General features: G+C 30.7%; 14 protein-coding genes and 2 tRNA genes. 8 read left to right on the top strand and 8 right to left on the bottom strand.

All coding sequences use genetic code 11. The features are described 5' to 3' along the window. Positions 1-217 precede the first annotated feature (217 nt). Together GGR97_RS09115 and GGR97_RS09110 are read right to left on the bottom strand one after the other, a co-directional pair. Positions 218-1,411, bottom strand: coding sequence for a DUF1501 domain-containing protein (locus GGR97_RS09115; RefSeq protein ID WP_167898205.1), 1,194 nt, complete (start codon positions 1,409-1,411; stop codon positions 218-220). A 12-nt stretch (positions 1,412-1,423) separates the two neighbouring features. Further along, positions 1,424-2,794 carry a DUF1800 domain-containing protein gene (locus GGR97_RS09110; protein WP_167898204.1) on the bottom strand — a complete coding sequence of 457 codons (1,371 nt, stop codon included), beginning with the start codon at positions 2,792-2,794 and terminating at the stop codon, positions 1,424-1,426. Positions 2,795-3,069: 275 nt separating this feature from the next. Here GGR97_RS09110 and GGR97_RS09105 point away from each other — a divergent pair. From GGR97_RS09105 to GGR97_RS09090, 4 genes are all read left to right on the top strand, one after another. Then, positions 3,070-3,142 (top strand) — tRNA-Met (locus GGR97_RS09105). Positions 3,143-3,467: 325 nt separating this feature from the next. Continuing rightward, on the top strand, positions 3,468-6,557 hold the full coding sequence (locus tag GGR97_RS09100; protein WP_167184696.1) for a SusC/RagA family TonB-linked outer membrane protein: 3,090 nt from the start codon (positions 3,468-3,470) through the stop codon (positions 6,555-6,557). 30 nt (positions 6,558-6,587) lie between these two features. Then, complete coding sequence (locus tag GGR97_RS09095) at positions 6,588-8,420, top strand: RagB/SusD family nutrient uptake outer membrane protein (protein ID WP_167898203.1); 1,833 nt, start codon at positions 6,588-6,590, stop codon at positions 8,418-8,420. Between the two features lie 41 nt (positions 8,421-8,461). Next, entirely contained in the window at positions 8,462-10,114 is a 1,653-nt protein-coding gene (locus GGR97_RS09090; protein WP_167898202.1) for a hypothetical protein, read from the top strand. A gap of 493 nt (positions 10,115-10,607) precedes the next feature. Here GGR97_RS09090 and GGR97_RS09085 read toward each other — a convergent pair whose 3' ends face one another. Next, positions 10,608-14,831: a hybrid sensor histidine kinase/response regulator transcription factor gene (locus GGR97_RS09085; protein ID WP_167898201.1), complete on the bottom strand. Its 4,224-nt coding sequence runs from the start codon at positions 14,829-14,831 to the stop codon at positions 10,608-10,610. Between the two features lie 200 nt (positions 14,832-15,031). On the opposite strand from GGR97_RS09085, the gene nrdG reads away from it, so the two are divergent. Together nrdG and nrdD are read left to right on the top strand one after the other, a co-directional pair. After that, complete coding sequence (nrdG, locus tag GGR97_RS09080; RefSeq protein ID WP_167898200.1) at positions 15,032-15,481, top strand: anaerobic ribonucleoside-triphosphate reductase activating protein; 450 nt, start codon at positions 15,032-15,034, stop codon at positions 15,479-15,481. Between the two features lie 4 nt (positions 15,482-15,485). Next, positions 15,486-17,267, top strand: coding sequence for an anaerobic ribonucleoside-triphosphate reductase (gene nrdD, locus GGR97_RS09075; protein ID WP_167898199.1), 1,782 nt, complete (start codon positions 15,486-15,488; stop codon positions 17,265-17,267). A gap of 70 nt (positions 17,268-17,337) precedes the next feature. On the opposite strand, the gene GGR97_RS09070 is transcribed toward nrdD, so the two are convergent. After that, a complete protein-coding gene (locus GGR97_RS09070; RefSeq protein ID WP_167898198.1) occupies positions 17,338-17,784 on the bottom strand; it encodes an RrF2 family transcriptional regulator in 447 nt (148 codons plus the stop codon). Positions 17,785-17,914: 130 nt separating this feature from the next. Here GGR97_RS09070 and GGR97_RS09065 point away from each other — a divergent pair. Continuing rightward, positions 17,915-17,987, top strand: a tRNA-Met gene (locus GGR97_RS09065). A 56-nt stretch (positions 17,988-18,043) separates the two neighbouring features. Here the strand turns inward: GGR97_RS09065 and GGR97_RS09060 are convergent. From GGR97_RS09060 to GGR97_RS09050, 3 genes are read right to left on the bottom strand one after another with little or no spacing between them, the layout of a single operon-like run. Next, positions 18,044-20,716 carry a TonB-dependent receptor gene (locus GGR97_RS09060; protein ID WP_167898197.1) on the bottom strand — a complete coding sequence of 891 codons (2,673 nt, stop codon included), beginning with the start codon at positions 20,714-20,716 and terminating at the stop codon, positions 18,044-18,046. Positions 20,717-20,764: 48 nt separating this feature from the next. Further along, positions 20,765-21,730, bottom strand: a complete 966-nt coding sequence (locus GGR97_RS09055; protein WP_167898196.1) for a MauE/DoxX family redox-associated membrane protein — start codon at positions 21,728-21,730, stop codon at positions 20,765-20,767. 3 nt (positions 21,731-21,733) lie between these two features. Next, on the bottom strand, positions 21,734-22,270 hold the full coding sequence (locus GGR97_RS09050; RefSeq protein ID WP_167898195.1) for a DUF1599 domain-containing protein: 537 nt from the start codon (positions 22,268-22,270) through the stop codon (positions 21,734-21,736). Between the two features lie 91 nt (positions 22,271-22,361). On the opposite strand from GGR97_RS09050, the gene folP reads away from it, so the two are divergent. Further along, on the top strand, positions 22,362-23,198 hold the full coding sequence (folP, locus tag GGR97_RS09045; RefSeq protein ID WP_245229483.1) for a dihydropteroate synthase: 837 nt from the start codon (positions 22,362-22,364) through the stop codon (positions 23,196-23,198). Here folP and GGR97_RS09040 read toward each other — a convergent pair. Beyond that, positions 23,195-24,760, bottom strand: a complete 1,566-nt coding sequence (locus tag GGR97_RS09040; RefSeq protein WP_167898194.1) for a helix-turn-helix transcriptional regulator — start codon at positions 24,758-24,760, stop codon at positions 23,195-23,197. The genes folP and GGR97_RS09040 overlap by 4 nt on opposite strands. Positions 24,761-24,925 lie beyond the last annotated feature (165 nt).

The following is a 24,925-nucleotide window of genomic DNA, read 5'->3' as shown; positions in this document are numbered from 1 at the left end:
AAAAGTCGTTAAATTTTAAGGACTTTACAAGTTGATAGATATCAATAAAATAAGGAATGATGATTAAAAATAAACGATAAAATTAAAAGGAGCGTAAGAATGTTATAATATAAGTGTGTAAACTAAAAATAGAATGATTTTATAGTCTTTAAATAAGACTGTAAGATAATTTACGTGAAAACAAAAAAGACTAACATTACAGTTAGTCTTTTTAAGGTTATATAAAATTGAGGTTTTCAAAAGATTTTCCTAGTATTTTTTTAGGATCGGCTTCTAACCATTTTTCTAAAACGGTGGAGTAAACTTGTCTAAAATCAACATCATACTTTACGTCTCCGTTTTTGTCTAAATCAGCAAGGTTAGGAGTGTTATTATAAATTCCTGGTTTTTTTAGATTTTCGGTTAATAGAAATAAATTATTTGCCGCTCCGTGGTCTGTTCCCATTCCGGCATTTTCCTCTACTCGTCTTCCAAATTCAGAAAACACCATAATTAATGTGTCTTTAAAAGTATCGTTCGCTTTTAAATCGTTCACAAAGTTTTCTAAACCGTTAGATAGTACAGTCATTAATCTTTTGTGCTTGTTGTTTTGCCCTACATGTGTGTCAAATCCTCCCATAGAAACATAGTAAACTTTAGTTTCTAAATGTGAATTGATAAAAGTAGCGGTAGTAGCCAATTGCTTTTCAAAAGAATTACTGTTGTATTTAGTACCTGATTTATAGGTTTTTGATTTTTGATAAATATAAGATGCCGATGATTCTGCTTGAATCATTTGTTTGTATAAGTAGCCTAAATTCTCTTCGTTTAAATGTTCGTCTAAATGATGTTTGTTTAATACTTTTTTAAAAAAAGGATCGTTAGAGTTTCTGTACAATAGTTTAGCATCAAAAGCAGCAATTCCACTCTTGTCTTTTCCTTTTAAGGCTAAAGACAGTTTATTGTCAACATCAATAGCCATGTGTGAGTCTAGTTTGTTAACATCAATATAGTCTCCAATCCATCCTGTAGATTTATATTCGTTTGCATCTGTGGCTGTTTGCCAAATATCAGCAGATCTAAAATGAGATCTTACAGGGTTTGGATAACCTACATTGTTTATAATGCTTAAATAGCCTTTATCGTATAAATTTTTAAGGGGAGACATGTATGAAGGAATTCCCATTTCTCCATTTAATCTTAATAAATCGTTTTTAGAAATGGCAATTTTGGGCCTTTTTTTATAATAAATATCGTTAGTATAAGGTACAATGGTGTTTAATCCATCGTTTCCACCAGATAATTGAATAACAACTAGTTTTTTGTGGCCTAGTTTGTTTTTAGGAATTTTTTCAAAAGCTTGTAAAAAACTGGGTACAAATAACATTCCACTAGCTAAGGAACTATTAATGATAAAATCTCTTCTTTTCATGATAAATTCGTTTTAGCACATTTGATATTCTGGAATAGACATAATAGCAATGCAGAAATCTTTTGTGGAGTTGTTAATTAGTGGATTTATAATTTCTTGAGTTTGTTTGTTTAGTTTGGTGCCCAAGAGTGCATCTTGCCAATCTTTATTTTTGGTGCCTATGGTTTTGTGATCAAAAGCTTGCCAGTCTAGCGTAGTAAAAATAAAATAAGCTTTGTTCTTTTTTCGTTTATTGATTGTTTCAAAATCATCTTCAAAAGCAGATTCTGGTTCTAGTTCAATTTGTTTTTGTTGTGCAATAGATGATGCTAGTTTTAAACGCAACATAATGGTATTGGCATCAATCCATTGTTTGTCTCCAGGCCATCCTGCAACATTAGGTGGGTACAATAGCTTTTGTCCTAAATTAAACTGTAGATATTGAAAATAGCGCTCTCTTTTAAATTCATAAGGAATTACGTTGTGAATACTAACCAATAGTTCTACAGGTGATTTTATTTTAACGCCAATATTTTCATCATCATAAAACCAATCAGCAGTAAGTACAAATTTCATTAAATCTGCTATTTCGTAATTTTTACGAAATACTTTAGCCATTTTTTTTATGTGTTTTTGGTTGGGTTTAGGGTTTACAAATTCTTTATATATTTTTTCAGATATAAATAAAGAACATTGTTCTTGTTCTAAAATTATATTTATAATGTCAGTACCATCAAAATCCCCAGTTTTTCCTAAAAACGTTTTAGATTCAAAATCGTGAAATTTAGATTTAAAAGTAAAGCCATTTTTACTAGAAAACCATCCTGTAAAAGCCCTTGCAGATTCTTTAATATCTTTTTCTGTATAATTTCCAACTCCCAAAGTAAACAACTCCATTAGTTCTCTGGCATAATTCTCATTGGGGTGTTCTTTTTTATTTTGTTGATTGTTTAAGTAGCGAATCATCATTGGGTTTTTAGATATGGCTACAACAAAATCTTTAAAATTACCTAAAGCGTGTTTTTCAATTACGCTTAAATATTCAATGGTTTGTATAGTAGAGTTACTAGAACATACAAAATGATTTGCCCAAAACAATCTCATTTTATCATGTAGTAATGTTTTAGAAGTATATAGTTGATCAAACCATTTTACGTTTAGGTCATTTAGTAAACGACGATTTTCTTTCTGTTGTAGTTTTCGTCTTTCGTTTTTATCTTCTATTGATAAACCTACTTTCTCTATACTAGAAACGTCAACTTTAATAGACTTCCTCTTTTTAGATTTTTTAAAAAGAAGTTTTACGTTTTCTTCGGTACTTAATTTGTTTAATTTTTGAACCTCCTTGGGTAGTATTCCAAATCCTACACGATTGTATAAATGTATTAAGTGATGGTTTTTCATGAGAGAGGTTTTAGGGATTGTGTTATGTATGACTTGTTTTGTTGTGATAAGTTTAAAGCAGAAATGTTTTTTTTGGGGAATGTATATGTTTTTTTGAGTTTAGATGTCTAGTTTTTTGTCTAGACACCTTTTTGTTTAGTGGGTGTAGTAAGTAAATAAATAATTTTTAATTATCTGTAAGGTAGAGTGTTGGGAGTTTTATGTGGTTTTTATGCATTTTATTCTGTAGAATCCTTGTGCAAAGTCCTTATATGTGCTATATTTGCACTCGAAATCGCGGGATAGAGCAGTAGGTAGCTCGTCGGGCTCATAACCCGAAGGTCACTGGTTCGAGTCCAGTTCCCGCTACAAAGAAACCCTCAGCATATATGTTGAGGGTTTTTCTTTTTTCTATAATATAGACTTCTATGTTTCCTTTGTAGCTAGTATTACATTTCTGTAATAACATTTACTACATCTTATTTTAATTTAATATTAAAAATACTGTAACTTATTAAAATATTTTTTTGTTGTAAAACAGAGAATTATTTTGAATAATATATGTGTAAAGCCCTGTTTTGTTGAGTATTTAATATAGTATTCTACATTTGGTGCGTTGATTTGTTAATGTGTTGCCCTTCTCAGGATAGAAATTATTCAACTTTGTAATCATAATATAAATTAACTTAAACTTATGAAATTCAAATTATTTGACAACTTAAAAACTAAGAGCGTACTGTTTGTACTCCTTAGTGTTTTTAGTTTCAGTTTTATGCATGCACAATCGAAGAAAGTTTCTGGAAACGTTAGTTCGATTGATGGGCCTGCAATTGGAGCGACTGTTAGTGTAAAGAGTACAGGTAGATTAACCGTAACAGATTTTGATGGGAATTTTGAAATTGATGTTAAAAATAATGATGTTTTAGTGGTAGATTATATGGGGTACACTAAAAAGGAAGTTCCTGTAAAAGGGAAAACCATTGTTAAGATTGAGTTAAAGCAAGATGCTGCTCAGTTAGAAGAAGTGGTTGTAGTTGGGTATGGTACTCAAAAGAAGAAAGAGGTTACTGGTGCTGTTGCAAATGTAAAAGCTGAGGTAATTGAAAGAACGGCAACGGCAGATTTAGGTTCTGCTATTCAAGGACAAATTGCGGGTGTAAATGTTGTTGCTACTTCTGGTGAACCAGGAGAAGAATCTAATATTCAAATTCGTGGTGTAAATTCTATTTTAGGTAACAACAGGCCTTTGTATGTAGTTGATGGAATTCCTTATGAAGATGATCCTAAATTGAGTATGAATGAAATTGAAAGTATTGATGTGTTAAAAGATGGTGCATCTGCTGCAATTTATGGTACTCGTGGTGCTGCGGGGGTAATTTTAATTACGACCAAAAAGGCAAGAGAAGGACAAATGAATGTAAGGTTGAATAGTTATTTTGGTGTTCAAAAAATCACGTCTAGCACACCTATTTTAGATAGAAACCAAAGATTGTTTGTAGAGCATTTAGAAGGTGAAGCTTTAAAAGGAACTAGATTTGGTAACACTTGGACAGTGATAGAGCGTTCTCCTCATTATTTAACAAACGATACTAACTTATTCGATTTGATTGAGAATGATTATGCAACAATTCAAAATCATAACTTAAGTATTTCTGGAGGAAAAAATGGTTTATCATATAATGTAAACGGTAGTTTTTTTAGTCAAGAAGGGGTGTTGTGGAATTCTCAGTACGATCGTTTTAACTTAAGATCTAATACCTCTTATAAAAAAGGTAAGTGGGATATTAAATCAGGAATCTCTTTTAGAGTAGAAGATAATAAGATTTCTCCTTGGGGATTAATTCAAGATGCAATTAAATACAGTCCATTACAACCAGAATTGGTTACTGATGCAAGTGTTTTAGAAAATCTTGGAGATGATAACGAAGCTCAGAACGTATCTTACTTAGGGCAAAAGTTAAATCAAAAAAATGATAGAGTTAATCATTACTTTGATGTTAATATAAATGCTACCTATAACATTTCTGATAATTTAAAATTCACCACTAGAGGAGCTGTTAGTTATAACAACGGAACCCAAGTTACAGTAAACCCTGAGTTTATTGCTATTAAAGATGATGGTACGAAAATTCAAAATACACAATCAAGTGTAACGAATACAAGTACTTTACAGACTAAGAAAACAATAGATGGTTTCTTAAATTATAAAAAGAGTATTGGTAGTCATAATGTAAACTTTACATTGGCATATTCTGCAGAACAATATGAGTATTCACAATTTTTAGCTCGTAAGTTTGATTTATTTAACAATGAGATTACTGTGTTAAATAATGCTTTACAAGATGAAGCTTATGTAGAGTCGGGAACAAACCAATGGACACAGGACAGAAGAAATACAATTATTGGTAGTTTGGCAAGAGTTCAATATAACTATAAAGGAAAGTATTTAGTTAATGCATTTGTGCGTAGAGATGGATCTTCAAGATTTAGAGCTGAACCTTATGCAATTTTCCCTTCTGTTAGTTTAGGATGGAATGTTCATGACGAATACTTTTGGTCACCAATTAAAAGATATATCTCTCAGTTTAAAGTTAGAGCCAGTAGAGGTACAACAGGGAATAATGGTGCACCAGATTATGCGTTTGCTCCAGTAATTCAGTTAAGTAGAGATTATGTGTTTGGAGGTGATGGTGGAGAAGTTTTATACAATGGGGCAACTCAAGAGACCTTTGCAGATCCTAATTTAAAATGGGAAACTTCTATATCACAAAACCTTGGGGTTGATATGGCTTTTTTATCAAACAAGTTAACAATGAATTTAGACTTGTATAGAACTAACAAAGAAGATATGTTACTTCCAGTATTAGTGCCAACTTCAGCAGGAGGAGGTTCTGCAGATGAAACGGTTGTAAGAAATGTAGGAGATATGACCAATCAGGGTATAGAATTGGCGGTAAACTATAGACATAAAGGTAAGTTCTCTTGGAATACAGGATTAACATTTACCAAAAATGAGAATGAGGTAACAAAAATGGATGAAAGTAATCCTGTTATTTATTTTGATGATAGTACTATTTCAGGTCACTCAAACGATCAAGATTTAACGACATTGGTTAGAGAAGGGTATGAGGCAGGAGCTTTTTTCTTACACGAAACTAATGGAGTTATCCAAACACAAGAACAATTACTTGCTTATCAGCAAATAGATCCTAATGCTTTAATGGGAGATTTAATTTATGTAGATGAAAACGGTGATGGTAAAATTACTATTGATGATAGAACTTATGCAGGAAGTGGAGTTCCTGAATTTGAAATAGGATGGAATTTTAATGCATACTACAAAGGTTTTGATATGGCTATGCAGTGGTATGGTGCTTTTGGAGGTGAAATATTAAATGGTAACAAAGCTTTGGCTTACAAGTCACAAAATCATCAAGATTTATTATATCAATGGTCATCATTTAACACAGATTCAAATATACCAGTATATAGAACAGCTACACACAATAACTACCGTGGACACACTGATTATTGGTTAGAAGATGGAAGTTATTTAAGATTACGTAACATCACTGTAGGATATACAATTCCTAAAAAGAAGACACAAAAAATGGGAGTTAACAAGTTAAGGTTCTATTTAGCAGCTCAAAACTTACTAACGTTAACTAAATATACTGGATATGATCCTGAAGTAGGAGGAAATGGATTGAGTACTAGAGGTATTGATAAAGGTAGATATCCTGTAACAGGGCAGGTAAGAGCTGGTATTCAATTAGAATTTTAATCTATTAAAAAATCTAAAAACATGAAAGTAATGAAAAAAATAATATATATAAAGTTAGCCTTCTTTAGTGTGTTGGCGTTAACTTTTACCAGTTGTCAAGATGATTTTCTTATAGAAGACAATCCTAATCAGCCATCTACAACAACGTTCTGGCAAACAATAGACGATTTAGAATTTGGATTAACAGGAGCTTATAAAGATTTTGCGAGTGCCAATAACATCCGAATGACAGATGACATGTTGCGAAGTGATTTGGCATGGGGTAGTGGTTTTCAAAGACCTACAAACTCTAATGAATACTATTTACAAATTTTTAACGAAGCATCTACGATTCCAAACCAGAAATGGCATCAAAATTACAGCACAATATTTTCTGCAAATCAAGTAATAGATGCTTATGACAGATTAAAAGGAACTTTTAATTCTGAATCTGATGAAGAAAGAGCGGCTTATATTTATGCAGAAGCTAGATTTTTAAGAGGGTATATGTACTTTTTATTATACAATTCTTTTAATGGAGGTGCGGTGCCAATTCATGACAAAGCATATGACACACCAGAAAAAATGGCTCAGCCAATTCAACCAGCAGAAAAAGTAAGAGCATTTTTGGAAGCAGATTTAGAATATGCTTCTAAAAGCCTACCAATTTCTTGGAACGATGGTCATAAAGGTAGGGTAACAGCTGGTGCTGCGGTAGCATTATTAGGGCAGACAGCTATGTATCACGGAGAGTTTACAACAGCTTCTGATTACTTTGATAAAGTAATTAATGATTATGGTTATGCTTTAACAGAAGATATAGGAAGTAACTTTACAACTAGAGATGAGTTGAATGAAGAGTCTATTTTAGAAGTAGTATATTCTATGGACTTTAAAGATAATTTAAATCAGTGGGATGGTAGAGATGTTGCTAATACTGCTTATCATAAAGGATTAACAGGAATAAACGGATGGTGGAATGCAGTTGCTGCTAACTGGTTAATTTTAGAGTATAGAAATGATCCTTTGGATACACAAGATCCAAGAAACTATGTAACTGTAGAGAATAGTGATGGTTCTACTTCAGAAGTAAAAAGATCTTTTAGTTTAAGAACATCTCAATCTGTTGCTTTGGTAGATGAAATGCAAACTCCATATTATGCAAACGCAAATCCGTTAAAAGGAGATTTACCAGGACAAGTAACAATTTTTAATGTTAAAATGACTTGTTTTTTCCGTAAACACACTAACTGGGATTTAGGAGCTGTGAATGAAGATGCTTTATCTCCAGGAAAAGTTCGTTCAGCAATTAATGAAAGATTAATTCGTTTGGGTGAGATTTATTTACAATACGCAGAGTGTCAAATTGAATTAGGAAATATTGATGAAGCTTTAAAGTATATCAATAAAGTAAGAAGAAGAGCAGGTGTTGTATTGTTAGGACCTAATGGTTCTGGAGAGTATCCAAGTAATGACCATGATGATATTGTGTACGATGCTGCTTCTTTAATGGAACATTTAAGGTTTAAAGAATATCCTTTAGAATTGGCATGTGAAGGTGACGGGGATAGAAATATTGATTTAAGAAGATGGGCAGAGTATGGTACTTATGCAATTCCAAATTTAAAGAAAACAAGATTTGAAGAGTTGGCTGCTAAGAGATATAAAGCTAATGATTATGAGGTAACCATGGCTGATGGAGCAAAGGTTACAAGGTGGGGTTCTATTGTAGAGGAACTACCAGTTGGAGACCCAGAAATAGACCCTAACTGGAATGAATTTCAGGAAGCAGCTATAAATTATAACGAAACTAAAGCATACTGGCCAGTTCCTAACTCAGAAATAATTTCTAATGGTAACCTATATAACATCGTTTCAGAATAAAACTTCTTCCGTAATAAAATATTGAACTAAAATTTTTATAAATGAAAAATAAAATAAAATTAACATTAATAGCGCTTTCCACATTTATAGTGGGATGTACTACTGGGGGATACGATTCTCCAGATGATTTTTCGGATGTAGGTTTTTATACATCTGAAGGAACTTCACAAATATTAGAAAAGAATATATATGACTATATGACATTTGCTGATTTGTCATTAGGTGAAGTTAAGCATGCTTGGACAATACAAACAGGAAATGCCTTTTTAAAAGGACCTATTGAGCGTGTGCCTAATAATTTAGAGTCTTTAATTATTAATGATGGAGATACAGTTTCTAACGCTAAAACGGTAAGTGTTTTATTTAGAAAGTCTGGATTGCAAAAAGTTAGATTGTATAATGAATTTAGAGATTCAGTCGCTTTTAGAGGACACAGAAATGGGGAGGATTATGAAATGGCATCAGTTCAAGTTGGTAATAAGTGGGTAATTGATACTACTTTTGTAGTAAAGGTTTATGATACTATTATAGCTGAATTAGAAGTAAGACAAGATGGGGCTGTAGTAAATCATAAATCTACAGATACTATTTATGTAGAAGCTGGTGGTTCTTTAAACTTTATAGATAAGACAACCATTGGTGAGCCTACTGGACGTAATTTCTTTGTAAGAAGGCCTACTGTAGAAGGAGATCCAAATAGTGGTCAAAACGTAGCAAATAGTGCAGCTGAAGATGCAACTTTATTATTAAAAAAATTAGGAGTATTTGTTGGAGGAATAACGGCTAACAGAACAGGAGAAACTACTCCTGGAGATTCTGATACGTATATTTTTCCTGCTCCTATTAAAGTAATACCTTCTACACAACCTTTCCAATTAACGGGTAATATTAGAGAGTTAGAAAACGAAACAATTCAAATACCTTTTAATGGAGAATTTGTTGAGTTTACTAATAAAGAAGCATTTTTTGAGGTTAAAGTTAACGGAACAGTATTCCCTATAGAATCAGTTTCTGTAGATGAAACGGATGCAACGTTCATTAATATAAAATTAATAGATCCAATTTATCAAGATGATGATATTACAGTTACTTGGTTAGAAAACAGTGGTATTGAATCTACTGATACTAGAGTACCTGTGGTGTTTACAGATGCAGAAGTAACTTCTTTTGTAGAGAAGTATCTTGTGTCTATAGGACAGTTTGAAAGTTCTATTGGTGTAGACTGGGTAAAAGAGACTCCAAATGAGTCTATAGATGCTATTACAGAAGTTTTAATTGTAGATGCACCATCTAGCGCAACTCCTTCAACGGTGACTCCATCAGGAAAAGTAATAAATCTAGCTATTAACAGAGATAAAACTGGTACGCAAGCTAACAATGTAAGAGCTGATACAAAAGACCTAAGTATTCTTTTAAGAGAGGGTAAGGATTACGAAATAACATTTAAATATTTGGTAAGATCAGGTAGTTTAAACATTTTATTCCGTTTTGATAATGCAGGTGGAGCAAATCAACTTGTGTTCAATCCACAAGCTGGAACCGCTGCTAATGTTGATGTATGGAAAGAAGGTTCTGTAAAATTCAAGGCCTTAAAAGCTCACCAAGGTAAATTTGGTATCTTGTCAGCTTGGGGGAATTATTCAGACTTCTATGTTGATGATATTGTTATCATGTCTAATGAAACTAGACCATAGTTAAACTGCTAACTATTAATATTAAACTCCACTTAATTTTTAAGTGGAGTTTTTTATTGGATTTTACTAAAGTATATAGTACAATTAAAAATTAATAGACCATATATATTACTATAAAAACAATGAAATATTGATGGTCAGTTTTTTAATAAACGCTAGTGTTTAAAGAGATGTTTAATCTAGTTTTATAAGAGTATCTATAGGTTGTTGTTTAATTGTAAGAAAATCAATTTATAAGGCTTTAAGTGGTGTTTTTATTTCTAGCAGATGAGTTATTAAAAGGAGCATACATGTATAGTTGTAATTCAAAGTTATTACTCGTAAAGTACAAATGTTTTAGGATGTTATTAATAAAAAACATATAGGTGAATTAAAACTACTTTATAAAGAGAGTGTTTTAAGAGTTAGGTAGATAGGTATTTATCGTATAAAAAGAGAGGAGTGTATTTCTAATTAGAAATGCACTCCTCCTTTTTTTTGGTTTATAGATTAACTACAATAAATCATCAACAGAAATATTATCACTATTACCTTTTTTCTTGTTTAAATAATCACTTGGCTTGGCTCCAAATTGTTTTTTAAAGCACTTAGAAAAATAAGAAGCTGTACTAAAGCCTGTTTTGTACATTACTTCTTTTACGGGTAAATCAGTAGAATCAAAGAGTTGCATGGCTCTTTTTAAACGGATACTTCTGATGAATTCACTAGAAGATAAACCTGTAATTTCTTTTAATTTTAAATATAAGTTACTTCTACTTTGTCCAATTTCGTTAACCAACATTTCTACACTAAACTCTGTATTAGACATGTGCTTGTCTATAATTTCAATTACTTGTTTTAAGAACCTTTCATCTGCAGAGGTTACGGTTACTTCTGCTGGTTTTAAGTTTACTTCTCTATTAAAACGTTTTCTTAGCAACGCTCTCTTTTTAGTAATGTTTTTAAGTTTCAGATTTAAAACTTCCATGTCAAATGGTTTTCTAATATAATCATCAGCACCATTTTTTAAACCTTGTAATTCAATTTCTTGAGATAATTTGGCTGATAAAATAAGAATAGGAATATGACTAGTAGTTACTGTTGTTTTTAGTTTTTCACACAGTTCCATACCATCCATAATATGCATTACCAAGTCTGTAATAATTACGTTAGGTATAATTTTAATTGCGGTTTCAAAACCTTGTAAACCATTTTCGGCTTCGTAGATTTTATATTCATCTTCTAGAGAGTGTCTAATAAATGTTCTAATATCTTCATTATCATCTACAATTAATAGAATAGGAAGCTCATTAGTACGATTGTTAGATAAGGTCTGATCTGTTACATCATCACTAACATCAATAGCAAAAGATTCCATTTCTGAGGATCTTGTATTATAATCACCGTCTGTATCTTCTTTACAAACAATAGATGGATTGTCTGAATAAGCTTCTTTTTGTGTTGGTAAGGTGATGATAAATTCTGTTCCTTTTCCTTTTTCACTAATTACCTCAATATTTCCTTGGTGTAACTCTACTAAGTTTTTGGTAAATGCCAATCCAATTCCAATTCCTGTAGGATTGTTTTCGTTTTTGTCTTTTTTGGTATAATATCTTTCAAAAATATTTTTCATTTGGTGTTGGGCAATTCCAATACCAGAATCAATTACTTTAATAATTACCTGATCGTTTTCATGTAAAACAAAAACATTAATACTTCCGTCTTTAGGGGTAAACTTATAAGCATTTGATAGTAAGTTATTGATGATTTTTTCAATAGCATCATGATCAAACCAACTGTATATGTTTTGTTCTGGGGTGTGTAAATTAAAGTTAATGTTCTTTTTATGTACCAAAAACTGAAATGGTTCTGCTACTTCTTGTATAAAGTTTACAATGTTACTATTTCTCATAACCAAAGTTGTTTTTCCTTGGTTCATTTTTCTAAAGTCTAGTAATTGATTTACTAGTCTTAATAGATAGTTGGTGTTTTTTTGAATTAGTTTTAGTTGTTCTTCGTGAGTTTCAGGTTTAATTTGCAATCCTTTTTTTTGTAAAAAGTCTAAAGGTCCTTTTATAAGAGTTAGTGGGGTTCTAAACTCATGAGAAATATTTGTGAAAAACTCCAGTTTTAAATTCTGAAGTTCGTCTTGTTTGTTCTTTTCTATTACTTCTAGTTCAGAAAGGTGTTTTTGTTCTGCACGAGCAATTATATTTTTCCAAAAAAGGAAAAGAATTAAAGAAATAAGCAAACAGTACAATACATAGGCTGTAGTTGTTTTCCAAAAAGGTGGAGTAATTATAATCTTTATTTCTTCTTTAGATTCTTCCCATATGCCATCGTTGTTAGATGCTTTTATTCTTAATGTATATTTTCCTGGAGCTAAGTTTGTATAAGTAGCAAACCTTTTTTTAGAGGTTGTATAAATCCATTTTGTATCAAAACCATCTAATCTGTAAGCAAATTTATTCTTTTCTGGAGCAGAATAGTGTAGGGCTGCAAATTCAAAAGAAAAACTATTTTCGTTATGTTTTAATTCTAATAAATCTGTTTCGTGAATCATTTTGTTAAAAAGAACTCTACCGTTAAATTCTTGTCCTCTATGAACGGGTTGATTAGATATAGAGAATTGAGTAATAACAGCTTTGGCTTTATAAGGGTTGTCTATAATTGTTTTAGGATAAAAAACATTGAATCCGTTGATACCTCCAAAAACTAGTTCTCCATTTTTTCTTTTAATAGCTGCCAATTCTTGAAACTCGTTGGCTTGTAAACCATCATTAACATCGTAGTTTTTAAAAATACCTTCTTCGGGCTTAAATCTAGATAATCCTTTGTTTGTAGATATCCACATATTGTTAGCACTGTCTTCTAAAATACCTTTAATTACATTGTTAGCTAATCCATCATCTTCTGAATAATTCGTAAACTCTGCAATATTTTGATTTAAAGGAGTAATTAGCTTGTTAATACCACCTCCTAAAGTTCCTATCCATAGTTCATGATTGCTAGATTCTGTAATTTCTAAGATGTAATTGTGGCTAATAGATGTTTTGTTGTTGGGTACGTTTTTGTAGTTTATAAATTGGGGGTTTTTAGCCGTAATTTGTGATTTAGGTAGTTTAGAAAGACCATCTGCTGTTCCTATCCATAGATTGTTTTGGCTGTCTTCAAATATATTTCTAACAATATTATTAGCTAAACTGTTAGGGTTGGCATCATTAAAAACAAGTTCATCTTTTATAAATCCATCTCCGTTAGGGTTCTTTAACCATCGGTGTAAACCACCATTATATGTACCTATCCATATATTTTGATTGCTATCTTCTAGTATAGCAAATACACTTTCTGGAATATCATCAACACGTTTTATGTCTTCATTTTTAATTTTAGAAAAGTCTTTAATTTTAGTAAGGTCCAATTCAAACAAGCCTGGTGAAGCTTCACATCCAAACAACATTTTATTTTGATGTGATATTTTAGCTATGGCAAAACATTTTCTAAATGCATTTATTTTAAAGAATTTGGTGTAACTACTCTTTTTTTGAGTAATATTTACTCCACCACCTTCTGTACCAATCCATAAGTTTTCATCTTCATCTTCGTAAAAGGCTCTAATGTTATCGTAGCTTAGACTGTTAGGATCTAAATTGTTTTTAACAACTCTAAATCCTTTTTTCATGGTGTCAATTTTATTAATACCCCCCCCTTGTGTACCAACCCAAATAATCCCTGTTTTGTCTATATGGATTGATTTAATAACATTTTTACTAATGCTTTTTTCATCTTTAGGATCGTATAAGTATTGGTAGTTAAATTCAGGATAACTGTTAACATCTTCGTTTTTATAGTATAGCAATCCATGATTACTTCCTACCCATAAATTATTTTGCTGATCTATATTTACAAAACTTACAAAACCACCATATATTTTTTTTAGTTTTTTTACATCGGGTTGAGATCTAAAAACATACAGTCCTTGTCCTGTACCAATAATAAGTTTACCAAATTTATCTTCTACAAGAGTGTCTACAGGACCGTAAGGCAATTCAATTTTATCGTTTACACATTTAAAATAGATTTCTCCCATAGAATCACGAGAAAGCATAAATAATCCTTTAGATGAACCTACCCATATTTGATTTTGACTATCTTGAAGAATTGAATAAATTTTACTTTTATGTAAACTGCTATTAATTCTGTTATTTATTAAATTATAGTGGGTAAAGCTTAAATTATCTACATCATCTTTTAGGTTAGCTACATTTAGTCCGTTGGTAGTTCCTACCCAAAGTCGTTCTTCTTTGTCTATATATAGAGAGTGAATGTAGTCACTAGATAAGCTTTGTGGATTGTTTTTATCATGTCTAAGATGATGAAATTTACCAGTAGATTTGTTAAAATAATCAACACCTTTACCAGTGGTACCAATCCATAAATTATCTTCTTTATCGCTAATTACTCTGTAAATTAAATTACTAGCAATAGAAGAGCTGTCGTTTATATCTGGTTTATAAATGGTAAAATCGTAACCATCAAATTTGTTCAATCCGTCATGTGTACCAAACCACATAAATCCTTTTTTATCTTGGTGTATGCTGTTTACATCACTTTGAGATAGTCCGTTTCTTGTTGTAATATGATCAAAGTAAAACGGGGTTTGTGCCCACGAAAATGTATGAATAATTATAAAAAGTAAAAGCGTAATTATAATATGTTTGTTTGGTTTTTGGTACATAACAGTTGGTTTATTCCTAATTAATCAAATGTAACTAATATTGTTAGAATTTAACTATTTATAAGTTTTCTGATGTATGATTTTCATCATATGTTCTAATCTTTTAGTGTTTATAACTTTCTTAATAAGTTTAAAAATAGGTTTTATGGTTATTCTTAATAAAAAACATATCTTTATAAAAGATAAAAACATCTTTTAATATGAATTACTTTGAGTTTGATGTAACCCTACAAGAAGTACCCGGAGAAATTAGTTTGTGTTTTTCTATTTGTGGTTGTCCTTTAAAATGTGATGGATGCCATTCTCCCTTTTTGTTTAAAAAAGAAAATGGTAAAGAATTAAAAGAAGATACCTATCAAACAATTTTATCTAGATATAGAAACTATGCAACCTGTGTTTTGTTTATGGGAGGAGAGTGGGAAAAAGACGAACTAATTTTAAGGTTACAACAGGCAAGATGTTTAGGATATAAAACTTGTTTGTATACAGGGTTAGAAAATGTAGATATACAATTGTTAAACCATTTGAATTGGGTTAAAACCGGAAAATGGATTCCTGCTAAAGGTGGATTAGATTCGGTACATACCAATCAGGAATTTAGAGAGGTAGATACAGGAAAGAAAATGAATTCACTTTTTCAAAAAAAATAAAATTATGATACGGTTAACAGAAGAACAAATTGCTCAAAAAATTAATTTTATCAATCATTATTTATATTCAGAAAATGCTGCGGATGGTTCTAAAGTAGATGCAAATGCCAATGTAACTTCTAAAAACATTGCCACTATGGAGGCCGAATTAAATAAGGATATTAACATTCAGGTAAATAGAGCGTTGGTAAAAAGTAAAATAGCTTCTTTATTTGGAGTTGATTTGGCCAATGAGTACGAAAGACAAATAGAAAATCACGAAATATATGTGCATGATGAAACTTCTTTAAAGCCCTATTGTGCATCTATTAGTATGTATCCATTTTTGTTAGATGGGTTAACCAAGTTAGGAGGCGAAAGCCAAGCACCTAAGCATTTAGAAAGTTACTGTGGAGAGTTTGTAAACTTAGTGTTTGCAGTAAGTTCTCAGTTTGCAGGAGCTTTAGCAACGGTAGAGTTTCTAATGTATTTTGATCATTTTGCCGCTATAGATTATGGCGAAAATTATTTAGAAACAAATACAGACACCATTCAGAATCACCTACAACATGTAGTGTATGCTGTAAATCAGCCAGCTGCTGCAAGAGGGTATCAGTCTGTGTTTTGGAATATTTCTTTATATGATGAGCATTATTTTACCAGTATGTTTGGTGATTTTGTGTTTCCAGATCTAGAAAAACCGAGTTGGAGCCGATTAAAAAAACTACAAGAGTTTTTTATGACTTGGTTTAACCAAGAAAGAACCAAAGCTATTTTAACGTTTCCTGTTGTAACGGCAGCCATGTTGATAGAAAACGAAAGTCCTAAAGACAAGGAATTTACTAAAATGTGTGCCAAAGAATTAAGCGAGGGGAATTCGTTCTTTATTTATCAATCTGAAAATGCAGATAGTTTGGCATCTTGTTGCCGATTGAGAAATGAAATTACAGATCATACTTTTAGTTACTCCTTGGGAGCAGGTGGTGTAGCTACAGGTTCTATTAATGTGATTACTTTAAATATGAATCGATTGATTCAGCAAGGAAAAGACATTAGAAAAGAGGTGAGAAAAATTCATAAATATCAAGTGGCTTATAGAAAATTGATGGATGATTATAACGAAGCAAATATGTTGCCAGTGTATAATTCGGGATTTATTTCTTTAGACAAACAATTTTTAACAATTGGAGTTAATGGAATGGTAGAGGCTGCCGAAAGTTTAGGCATAAAAGCGCACAATACCTTAGCTTATAAGACTTTTATTAATAATTATTTACAAGCCATTTTTGATGAAAATAAAAAAGCCAAAGAGGAATGGGGCTATTTGTTTAATACAGAATTTGTACCAGCAGAAAATTTGGGTGTTAAAAATGCCAAATGGGACAAAGAAGAAGGTTTTGATGTAAATAGAGATTGTTATAATTCTTATTTTTATGCAGTTGATAATGAGGAGTTAAATGCTTTAGATAAAATTATGTTGCATGGGAAAGAATACATTCAGTATTTAGACGGAGGTTCTGCTTTGCATTTAAACTTAGAAGAAACCTTAACACAAGAAGGTTTTGTAAAATTAATTGGGGCTACAGCAAAAGCAGGATGTAATTATTTTTGTTTTAATATAAAATTAACGGTTTGTAATGACTGTAATCATATAGATAAAAGAACATTGTATGCTTGTTCTAGTTGTGGGTCTAGTAATGTAGATCATGCTACTAGAGTAATAGGGTATCTTAAAAAAGTTTCAAATTTTAGTTCGGGTAGGCAAAAGGAACATGCTTTGCGTTACTACCATAAAGAAAAAGCGTAGTTGTTATACGTAAGTTGTTTTAGTTGTTGTTAAGTGTGTTTCCAATTGTTCAGAATTGGAAACACACTTTTTATTTTTCTAAAAGTTTTAAAGACAATAAAGTTCCATCAGTTTCAATTTCATCTCTTAATTCTCCAATCGTTTTTTGTTTAAAATCTACTAAAATCTGATTCTTAAAAGGTTTTACAATGTGATGAACCGGACAAGGATATTTATCGCTACAAACGCTTAACCCTAAAAAACATTCATCAAATTTATCTGTACCATCAATATTAACAACAACATCCCATAGTCTTATATTTAAGTCTTGTTCAGACAAATAAAATCCACCTCCAGGTCCTTTTGTAGAAGAAACTAACTTGTGTGTACTAAGTTGTTGTAACAATTTGGCTAAAAAAGGTTGAGGGGTTTGTAACTCCTCGGCTATTTTTTTAATTCCTATCTTTTTATCTTTATTAGAATGAATAGCTAGGAATAATATAGCTCTAATAGCATATTTACAAGCCTTGGAAAGCATAATGTTAAAATTGAGTGTTTAGCCAAAGGTAAGAATATCAGATGTTAAGTAATAATTAAAAACATATTAAATATTTTATGAAATAATTGTTGTGAGAATTATATATATGCCTTATATTTGCAATCCAAATCGCGGGATAGAGCAGTAGGTAGCTCGTCGGGCTCATAACCCGAAGGTCACTGGTTCGAGTCCAGTTCCCGCTACTAAAAAAGCCTCAGTTTTTAACTGAGGCTTTTTCTTTTAAGACTATTTTCTATAGTTAATTCTGAAATATATATTTAAAACTTAACATTGCATATTGTTGTAATACATCATATGTATAAGTAGAGTTTCTACTCTCAGACAAACTTCTTGTGGTATTGTTGTACTGATTTAAAATATTAAATACCGTTAATTTTAATTTTGCTTTGTTGGGTACAATACTGTAGTTAGCAGTAACGTTCCATACTAAAGATTCTCTACCGTAATCTTTTTCAAATTTTGGATTCAAGTTGTATTGAATTTGATTAAAAATAGTAAATCTTTTAGGGGCAAATGTGGTAATGTTTAAACCAAAGGTATGCTGTGTATTGGCTTGATCTGTTACATCTTTGTTATCATAGTCTGTGTGGTCTAAAAACAGTCTGTAGTACGGAGAAATCTCAAACAAATCATTATAGTTAAGCTCTGTGTATAAAGCTGGAGAAAATCTGTAGTACAAACTTTGGAAGGCTACATTGTTAATAAAGTGAGAGTTGTTTCCAACAGAACTATACCACTTTAACTTAAAGTTGTAAAATAAGGGAGATTTTTTATAGTCTTTAGAAATACTTCCGTTAACCGTAAACATATTATTATTACTATTATTGATGTAAGTTCTAGTAGTAATCAATTCGTCATCTATACTAGATTTGTTGATGATTTTATTTTGAACTGTTGTATAACTAAACCTGTTAAAGAAATAAATTTTACTCTTTCTGTTGTAAAAACGAATGTTTAAACTCAATAAATGCTCTAATTCTCTATCTAAGTCTGGGTTACCAATGGTAATTCTTGTAGGGTTTGTGTTGTCTGTAATGGTTAGTAATTCATTATATCTTGGAATAATGCTTTTGGTTCTGTAGTTGGCATTAAAAATTAATCCGTTTTTAGTCTTATAACGTGCTTTTGATGAGAATAGGAAATCTTTAAAGTCACGAACCAATCCAATATCTCTATTAAATTCTACATTATCTAATTCAGTAGTTAAATGACTAACCTTAAAATTGTAATAAAAGTTGTTTTTTCTGTAAATATAAGCAAGTTGGTGTTCTAGTTTATGAACATTAATTTCTTGATCGTAACTTAAGCTAGTATTTAATAAAGTACTATTGTTGGTATCGTCTATATCTAAAACGTCTTGAACTGTTTCTTGTTTTTCGTTTCTATTTTCTATTTCGTATTCTATTACATGGTTACTCCCCAGTCTTTGTCCGTATTTAAAACTATTTCCTATTCTAGTGTCTTGTCTGTTGTAATCTGTAGATTGATTCCTTAGAACAGTTCTAGCATTGCTACCAAAAAAATTAGTTTCGGATTGATTTACGTTGCTGTTTTTGGTAGAGTTTGCTGTAGTAAAAATTTTATAAATAGCGTAAGAATTTAATTTTTCAAACTTATAAATTGCACTAATAGATGAGTTTATATACAGGTTTTTCTGTTGTTGATGTAATTGAGAATTATTGTTGTTTATAATTTCGTTAGTTTCATCCTTTGTTTCGCTATCATTCTGTCTAGTGTATTCTCTATCTTTAGAATAAAATTTTGCATTGGTAATTAATCTAAGTTTATCAAAAAGAGAATTGGTTAATTTTAAGTTTCCTGTGTGTGCTTTTTGATTGATGTTTTGATCTGTGTTTACAACGCTGTAATTTGTTTTTGTAGGTAACAGTATGGTATTGTCTGCTCTTGTTCCTCTTACATCTTGTTTATCAGAATATAGGTAGTCTAAGTTTATTTTATCTCCTCCAATAAATTTATCAGAATAGTTAGTACCAATATTTGTTTCTGTTTTAATACTTTTTGATTTGTCTAAAGTATTAGCATCATCTTCATCTCCGTAACTAAAATTATTTTTGTTAACGTTGTTGCTAAAGGCCAAAATAGTTAATAACGATTTTTTATACATTCGGTTAACTACTCCGTTGGCTTCGTATCTATTGTTGGTACCATATCCACCAGTAACATTTCCAAAAATATTTCCATTTTCTTTTTCTTTTAAGGTAATATTTATGGTTTTAGTGTCTTCACTGTTTATGCTTCCGGTAAAGTTTTCTTCATCACTTTTGGTGTTGGTAATTTCAATTTTATCAATTACATCTTTAGATAAAATTTTCATGGCAACTTTAGGGTTGTTGCTAAAAAAAGGTTCTCCGTTTACTAATATTTTGGTAACATCTACACCGTTTACTTGTATGCTTCCGTCTTCATTATCTATAGAAACTCCAGGTAGTTTTTTTAATAAATCTTCGGCAACAGCATCTTCTTTAGTTTTAAAAGAATTGGCATTGTACTGAATAGTGTCTTGTTTTATTAAAACAGGAGGAGTGGCTGTAATAACCACTTCGTTTAAACTTTCGGCAGATTCGTGTAGTCTTATTTCTCCAACACTTACAGTGCTGGTTGCAGAAATTTTGTTTTTATAAGTAGTGTATCCTATGTAGGTAATTACCAAAGAAATTTCGGTTTCTTTTTTTAAATCACCTTCTATTTCAAACTTTCCTTCTTCATCGGTAAATCCGTAACCAAGTAGTCTGTTGTTTTTGGTAGCTTCTATCTGAACCGTAGCAAATTCAATGGGTTCTTTGGTAACTTCATCTATAATTGTTCCTTTTACTTCTATTTCTTGTGCATAAAAAAAAGCGCTCCATAGCATTATCAAAATGTACAGAAACCTTCCAGAAAAATAAGTCATGTTTGTTTTAAATTTAAACTAAGACTTAAAAAGTTGTGAATAGTTTAATTAGAACTGAAATTTATCGCTATTCTTCCAATGGAATTTAGAAACAACGTTTGCGTTTTCAAGAATTAAAATTCCCGGGTTGGCTCTCATCATAGTTTTTAAGGTAGTTCCATCGCAAAAAAGTATATCAAAAGGAGGGGTCTTATCTTTTTTTGTTTTAGCTACCAAGTCCGATCCACTGCTAGAAAGTGCGTACACTAAGTATCCTTTAGCTGTTGCTTTCTCAGAGAATTCTTTTAAGGTTTCCCAAGCTTCTTTGTCTGTTTGATCTAATTTATTCATTACAATTAAAGCTACTTTTGGAGCGTTTAAAATGCTTTCTGTTAAATCATCAGTTTCCGATTCTAAGTAAAAATCATGAACGGGAGGAATTTCTCCATCGTCTTTATATTTCATTCCTTCTTTAATGTTTTTACCTACAGCATAGGCTCTAAAATCAATTAAAGGCAAAGAACTAAGCGCTTGGTAAATAATGTAAAAAGAAGCAAACCAGGCAACAAATAAAATCCATTTGTTAATAGTTTTGCTAAGAATAGGTTTTATGTGTTTTTGCTGAATAAGCATCCAAAGAATCAATCCAATAAAAATTACATTTTTGTAAAATGTTTCCCACGGACTTAGTGTAATTGCATCACCAAAGCAACCACAATCTGTTACTTTATCATAAAAGGCAGAGTACCATGTTAAAAATAAAAAGAAGATGGTAATTCCAAACAAACTCCATAAAGTTGCTTTGATTTTATAGCCTAATAACAAGGCAACTCCTAATAACAATTCTATTAAAATTAAGAGAATAGCAAAAGGTAATGCGTAGGGAATTAAAAACTCTAGGTTTAAAACATCAGCTCCAAAATATTCTTCAAATTTATACGTAGATCCTAAGGGGTCTACCAATTTTACAAACCCCGAAAAAATAAACAATGCTCCTGTAAATACTCTAAATAATTGGGTGATGATTTTTAACATAGCTTAAAGAGTTAAGTGAATCATGGCAAAAACAGAATAGTTAATCATGTCTTGGTAATTGGCATCAATTCCTTCAGAAACTAAAGTTTTTCCTTTGTTGTCTTCTATTTGTTTTACGCGTAGTAATTTTTGTAAAATTAAATCGGTTAAAGAACTAACTCGCATATCTCTCCAAGCTTCACCATAATCGTGATTTTTGTTTAACATTAATTCTTTCGTAATTTTTATATGCTTTTCATACAATTCTACAGCTTCTTGCGTGTTTAAATCTGGCTGATCTGCAATTCCTTTTTCTATTTGTATTAATGCCATAATACAATAGTTAATAATTCCTATAAATTCAGATACTTCTCCTTCATCAACTTTTCTTACATCATTTTCTTGCAGTTGTCTAATACGTTGTGCTTTGATAAAAATTTGATCGGTTAAACTTGGCAATCGTAAAATTCGCCAAGCACTACCGTAATCACTCATTTTTTTAGAAAATAAGCTTTGGCAATCGTTAATAATTTTATCGTATTGTTCTGACGTATGAGACATAATGTGTGTTTTTTCTGTAATTTCGATATCGGAAACGAATTTAATAAACAATTATGAGTTTCTGTTCATCTGTAAAACAAAAGTGTCTTTAATGCAAACTACCATCAATTGTAACGGAAAATTAATCGATTTGTCTACTCCCAAAGTTATGGGGATTTTAAATATTACTCCAGATTCATTTTTTGATGGAGGAAAATATAAGGATGAAAAATCCATACTGGCACAAGTAGAAAGAATGTTAAAAGATGGTGCTACTTTTATAGATGTAGGTGCTTATTCTTCTAGACCAGGTGCCAAGCATATTTCTGAAGAAGAGGAATTGAGTAGAATTGTGCCTGTGGTAGATTTGTTAGTCGCTAATTTTCCTGAAATTTTAATTTCTATAGATACGTTTAGAAGTAATGTTGCTAAGGCTTGTATAAAAGCGGGAGCTTGCTTAATTAATGATATTTCTGGAGGAGATTTAGATGCTGATATGTTTATTACTGTTGCAAAATTACAAGTACCTTATATTATTATGCACATGCAGGGGAATCCTCAAACAATGCAGGCTGCTCCAGCGTATAAAAATGTGGTAACAGAAGTTTTTTATGAATTATCTAAAAAGGTGAATAAACTAAATGAATTGCATGTGCACGATATAATTTTAGATGTTGGCTTTGGTTTTGGAAAAAGTACAGAGCATAATTACGAATTGCTAAAAAACTTAGCTTATTTTCAGGAAATGAAATTACCTGTGTTAACAGGAGTTTCTAGAAAATCTATGTTGTACAAACCTTTAGAAATTTCTCCGCAAGAGGCATTAAATGCAACGTCTATAGCAAACACGATAGCATTACAAAAAGGCACACAAATTTTACGTGTACATGATGTGAAAGAAGCTGTTGAAGTAGTAAAGTTTTGGAGTTTATTAAATAGGTGTGCTTAAATAGTATTCATAAATTCTGTAAGATTGATTTCTTTAGAAAGTTTCAATTTTTTTCTAAGTCTATGTCTGGCAACATTTACACTACCGTGTGAAATGCCAAGTAGATATGACATTTCTTTTCCCGAAAAATTTAATTTAATAAGAGCACATAATTTTAAATCGGCAGAGGTTAAGTGAGGAATTTTTTTCTGTAATTTTTCATAAAATCCTATGTTTTGTTCTTTAAACCTATTGTTAAAAGCTTCCCATAATGTAGAAGAGTTTTTGTGAATTCTTTTTAGAAATAGTTTTGAATGGGTGTTGTTGTAGTTTTCTTTTAAAAAAGTAGAGAACTCTGTAAGCATTCTTTCTTTTTCTATTAATTGAAGCGTGTTGTAGGTAAGTTCTTTATTCTTGATTTGAATTAGTTTTTCAGAATCTTTTTCAATCTTTTCATGTTTTAAAGATTTAACTCTATAAAACACAATAGTAATAATTATTAACAAAATTAAAACAACAAAGAGCATTAACACTTTTAATTGTAATAGTTTGTTTTTAATAGTTGTAACTTCAAGTTGTTTTTTATTTAATTCTTTTTTTTGATTTTCTAAATTGTTTTTAAATTGATTTTTAATAGAAATAAAGCTACTGTTTTTTTGATTCCTTGGATTCCAATATGTATGTCCTAGCGCATTAGATTTTGCTTCGTAACTATATGCTTTAGCATATTGATTTAGTTCTGCTAAAAGGAGCGCATACTTTTTGTATATAAAGTATTGATAAAAAGTGTTTTCTCCAGTGTAATCTTTAAGGGTTACCGCTTTGTTATAAAACTTATTAGCTAGAAATTTGTTTGCTGATAAATGATGTATGTTTGCAATTCTTCCGTAAACTATAAATAAAAAGTTTTTAAATACTTTGTCTTGATTAGGAAGGTTTTCTAATGTGTTTGCGCTGTTGTATAATAGTTTTAGAGCTTTGCTATAGTTTAAATTCCATTGAAAAACACTAGCTCTTTTTTCGTTTAATAAAGCATTGTATTTTTTTGAAAGATGATTCTGGTTTAGAATTGTATCGCAATAAGATACATATTTTTCTAATCCAATTGGATCTTTTTTTAATTGAGATAACAGTACAAGATTATAGTTAGATTGATAAAGATCTTTAATTCCTAATTTGTTTTTTTTGTACAGAGAGGTAAATATTTTGTGAGCTGCAGTTAAGTGTTTTTCGGCTTCTTTTTCTTGTTTATACATGTATAATAAAACTCCAAACTCTTCATTAGATTTGGCTATTAGCAAATCAGACTTTAATTTTTTAGAAATATAAAGGGCTTCACCTGCGTTTATAAATGCCTGCTCATAATTAATCTTAGAACGTTCATAAGCACTTATAGAGATTAATGTTTTGGTTAATAAAATAGAATCTTTTTCAAGAATAGCCTTTTTTTTAAGGTCCAAAAGGGTCTTCTTTATTTCAAGAGTGGCTATGTTTTTATTAATAATTCCTTCGTAAAAAGGAGATTTTAACTGTTGACTTTGTAAGCTGTCTGTAAATAAAATGTTAATTAATAAAAATAACATTTTTATTGTTAAGTTATTGTTTTTTAGGTTTTTATGATTTGTTTTTTTTGTCAAAGTTAAGTTTTTTAATTTTTTAACATAGCTAATGTTAATCAAATGTAATTGTGTTTTTTGTTTTGTTGGGGCCTAAAAAGATAGCTTTGGTTTAAAATTACATTAATTATA

This window comes from Wenyingzhuangia aestuarii, from assembly GCF_011927765.1.
In the GTDB taxonomy this organism is placed as follows: Bacteria; Bacteroidota; Bacteroidia; order Flavobacteriales; family Flavobacteriaceae; genus Wenyingzhuangia; species Wenyingzhuangia aestuarii.
Note: the sequence above shows the minus strand (reverse complement) of the source record. Positions and strands in the feature narration are given on the sequence as shown.

What these genes read in the sequence shown, in the direction of transcription:
- GGR97_RS09085 (WP_167898201.1), bottom strand. Translation starts at nt 14,831, where the DNA reads ATGTACCAAAAACCAAACAAACATATTATAATTACGCTTTTACTTTTT.
- GGR97_RS09110 (WP_167898204.1), bottom strand. Translation starts at nt 2,794, where the DNA reads ATGAAAAACCATCACTTAATACATTTATACAATCGTGTAGGATTTGGA.
- GGR97_RS09055 (WP_167898196.1), bottom strand. Translation starts at nt 21,730, where the DNA reads ATGTTAAAAATCATCACCCAATTATTTAGAGTATTTACAGGAGCATTG.
- folP (WP_245229483.1), top strand. Translation starts at nt 22,362, where the DNA reads ATGCAAACTACCATCAATTGTAACGGAAAATTAATCGATTTGTCTACT.
- nrdG (WP_167898200.1), top strand. Translation starts at nt 15,032, where the DNA reads ATGAATTACTTTGAGTTTGATGTAACCCTACAAGAAGTACCCGGAGAA.
- GGR97_RS09115 (WP_167898205.1), bottom strand. Translation starts at nt 1,411, where the DNA reads ATGAAAAGAAGAGATTTTATCATTAATAGTTCCTTAGCTAGTGGAATG.
- GGR97_RS09050 (WP_167898195.1), bottom strand. Translation starts at nt 22,270, where the DNA reads ATGTCTCATACGTCAGAACAATACGATAAAATTATTAACGATTGCCAA.
- GGR97_RS09100 (WP_167184696.1), top strand. Translation starts at nt 3,468, where the DNA reads ATGAAATTCAAATTATTTGACAACTTAAAAACTAAGAGCGTACTGTTT.
- GGR97_RS09070 (WP_167898198.1), bottom strand. Translation starts at nt 17,784, where the DNA reads ATGCTTTCCAAGGCTTGTAAATATGCTATTAGAGCTATATTATTCCTA.
- GGR97_RS09060 (WP_167898197.1), bottom strand. Translation starts at nt 20,716, where the DNA reads ATGACTTATTTTTCTGGAAGGTTTCTGTACATTTTGATAATGCTATGG.
- GGR97_RS09040 (WP_167898194.1), bottom strand. Translation starts at nt 24,760, where the DNA reads ATGTTATTTTTATTAATTAACATTTTATTTACAGACAGCTTACAAAGT.
- GGR97_RS09090 (WP_167898202.1), top strand. Translation starts at nt 8,462, where the DNA reads ATGAAAAATAAAATAAAATTAACATTAATAGCGCTTTCCACATTTATA.
- GGR97_RS09095 (WP_167898203.1), top strand. Translation starts at nt 6,588, where the DNA reads ATGAAAAAAATAATATATATAAAGTTAGCCTTCTTTAGTGTGTTGGCG.
- nrdD (WP_167898199.1), top strand. Translation starts at nt 15,486, where the DNA reads ATGATACGGTTAACAGAAGAACAAATTGCTCAAAAAATTAATTTTATC.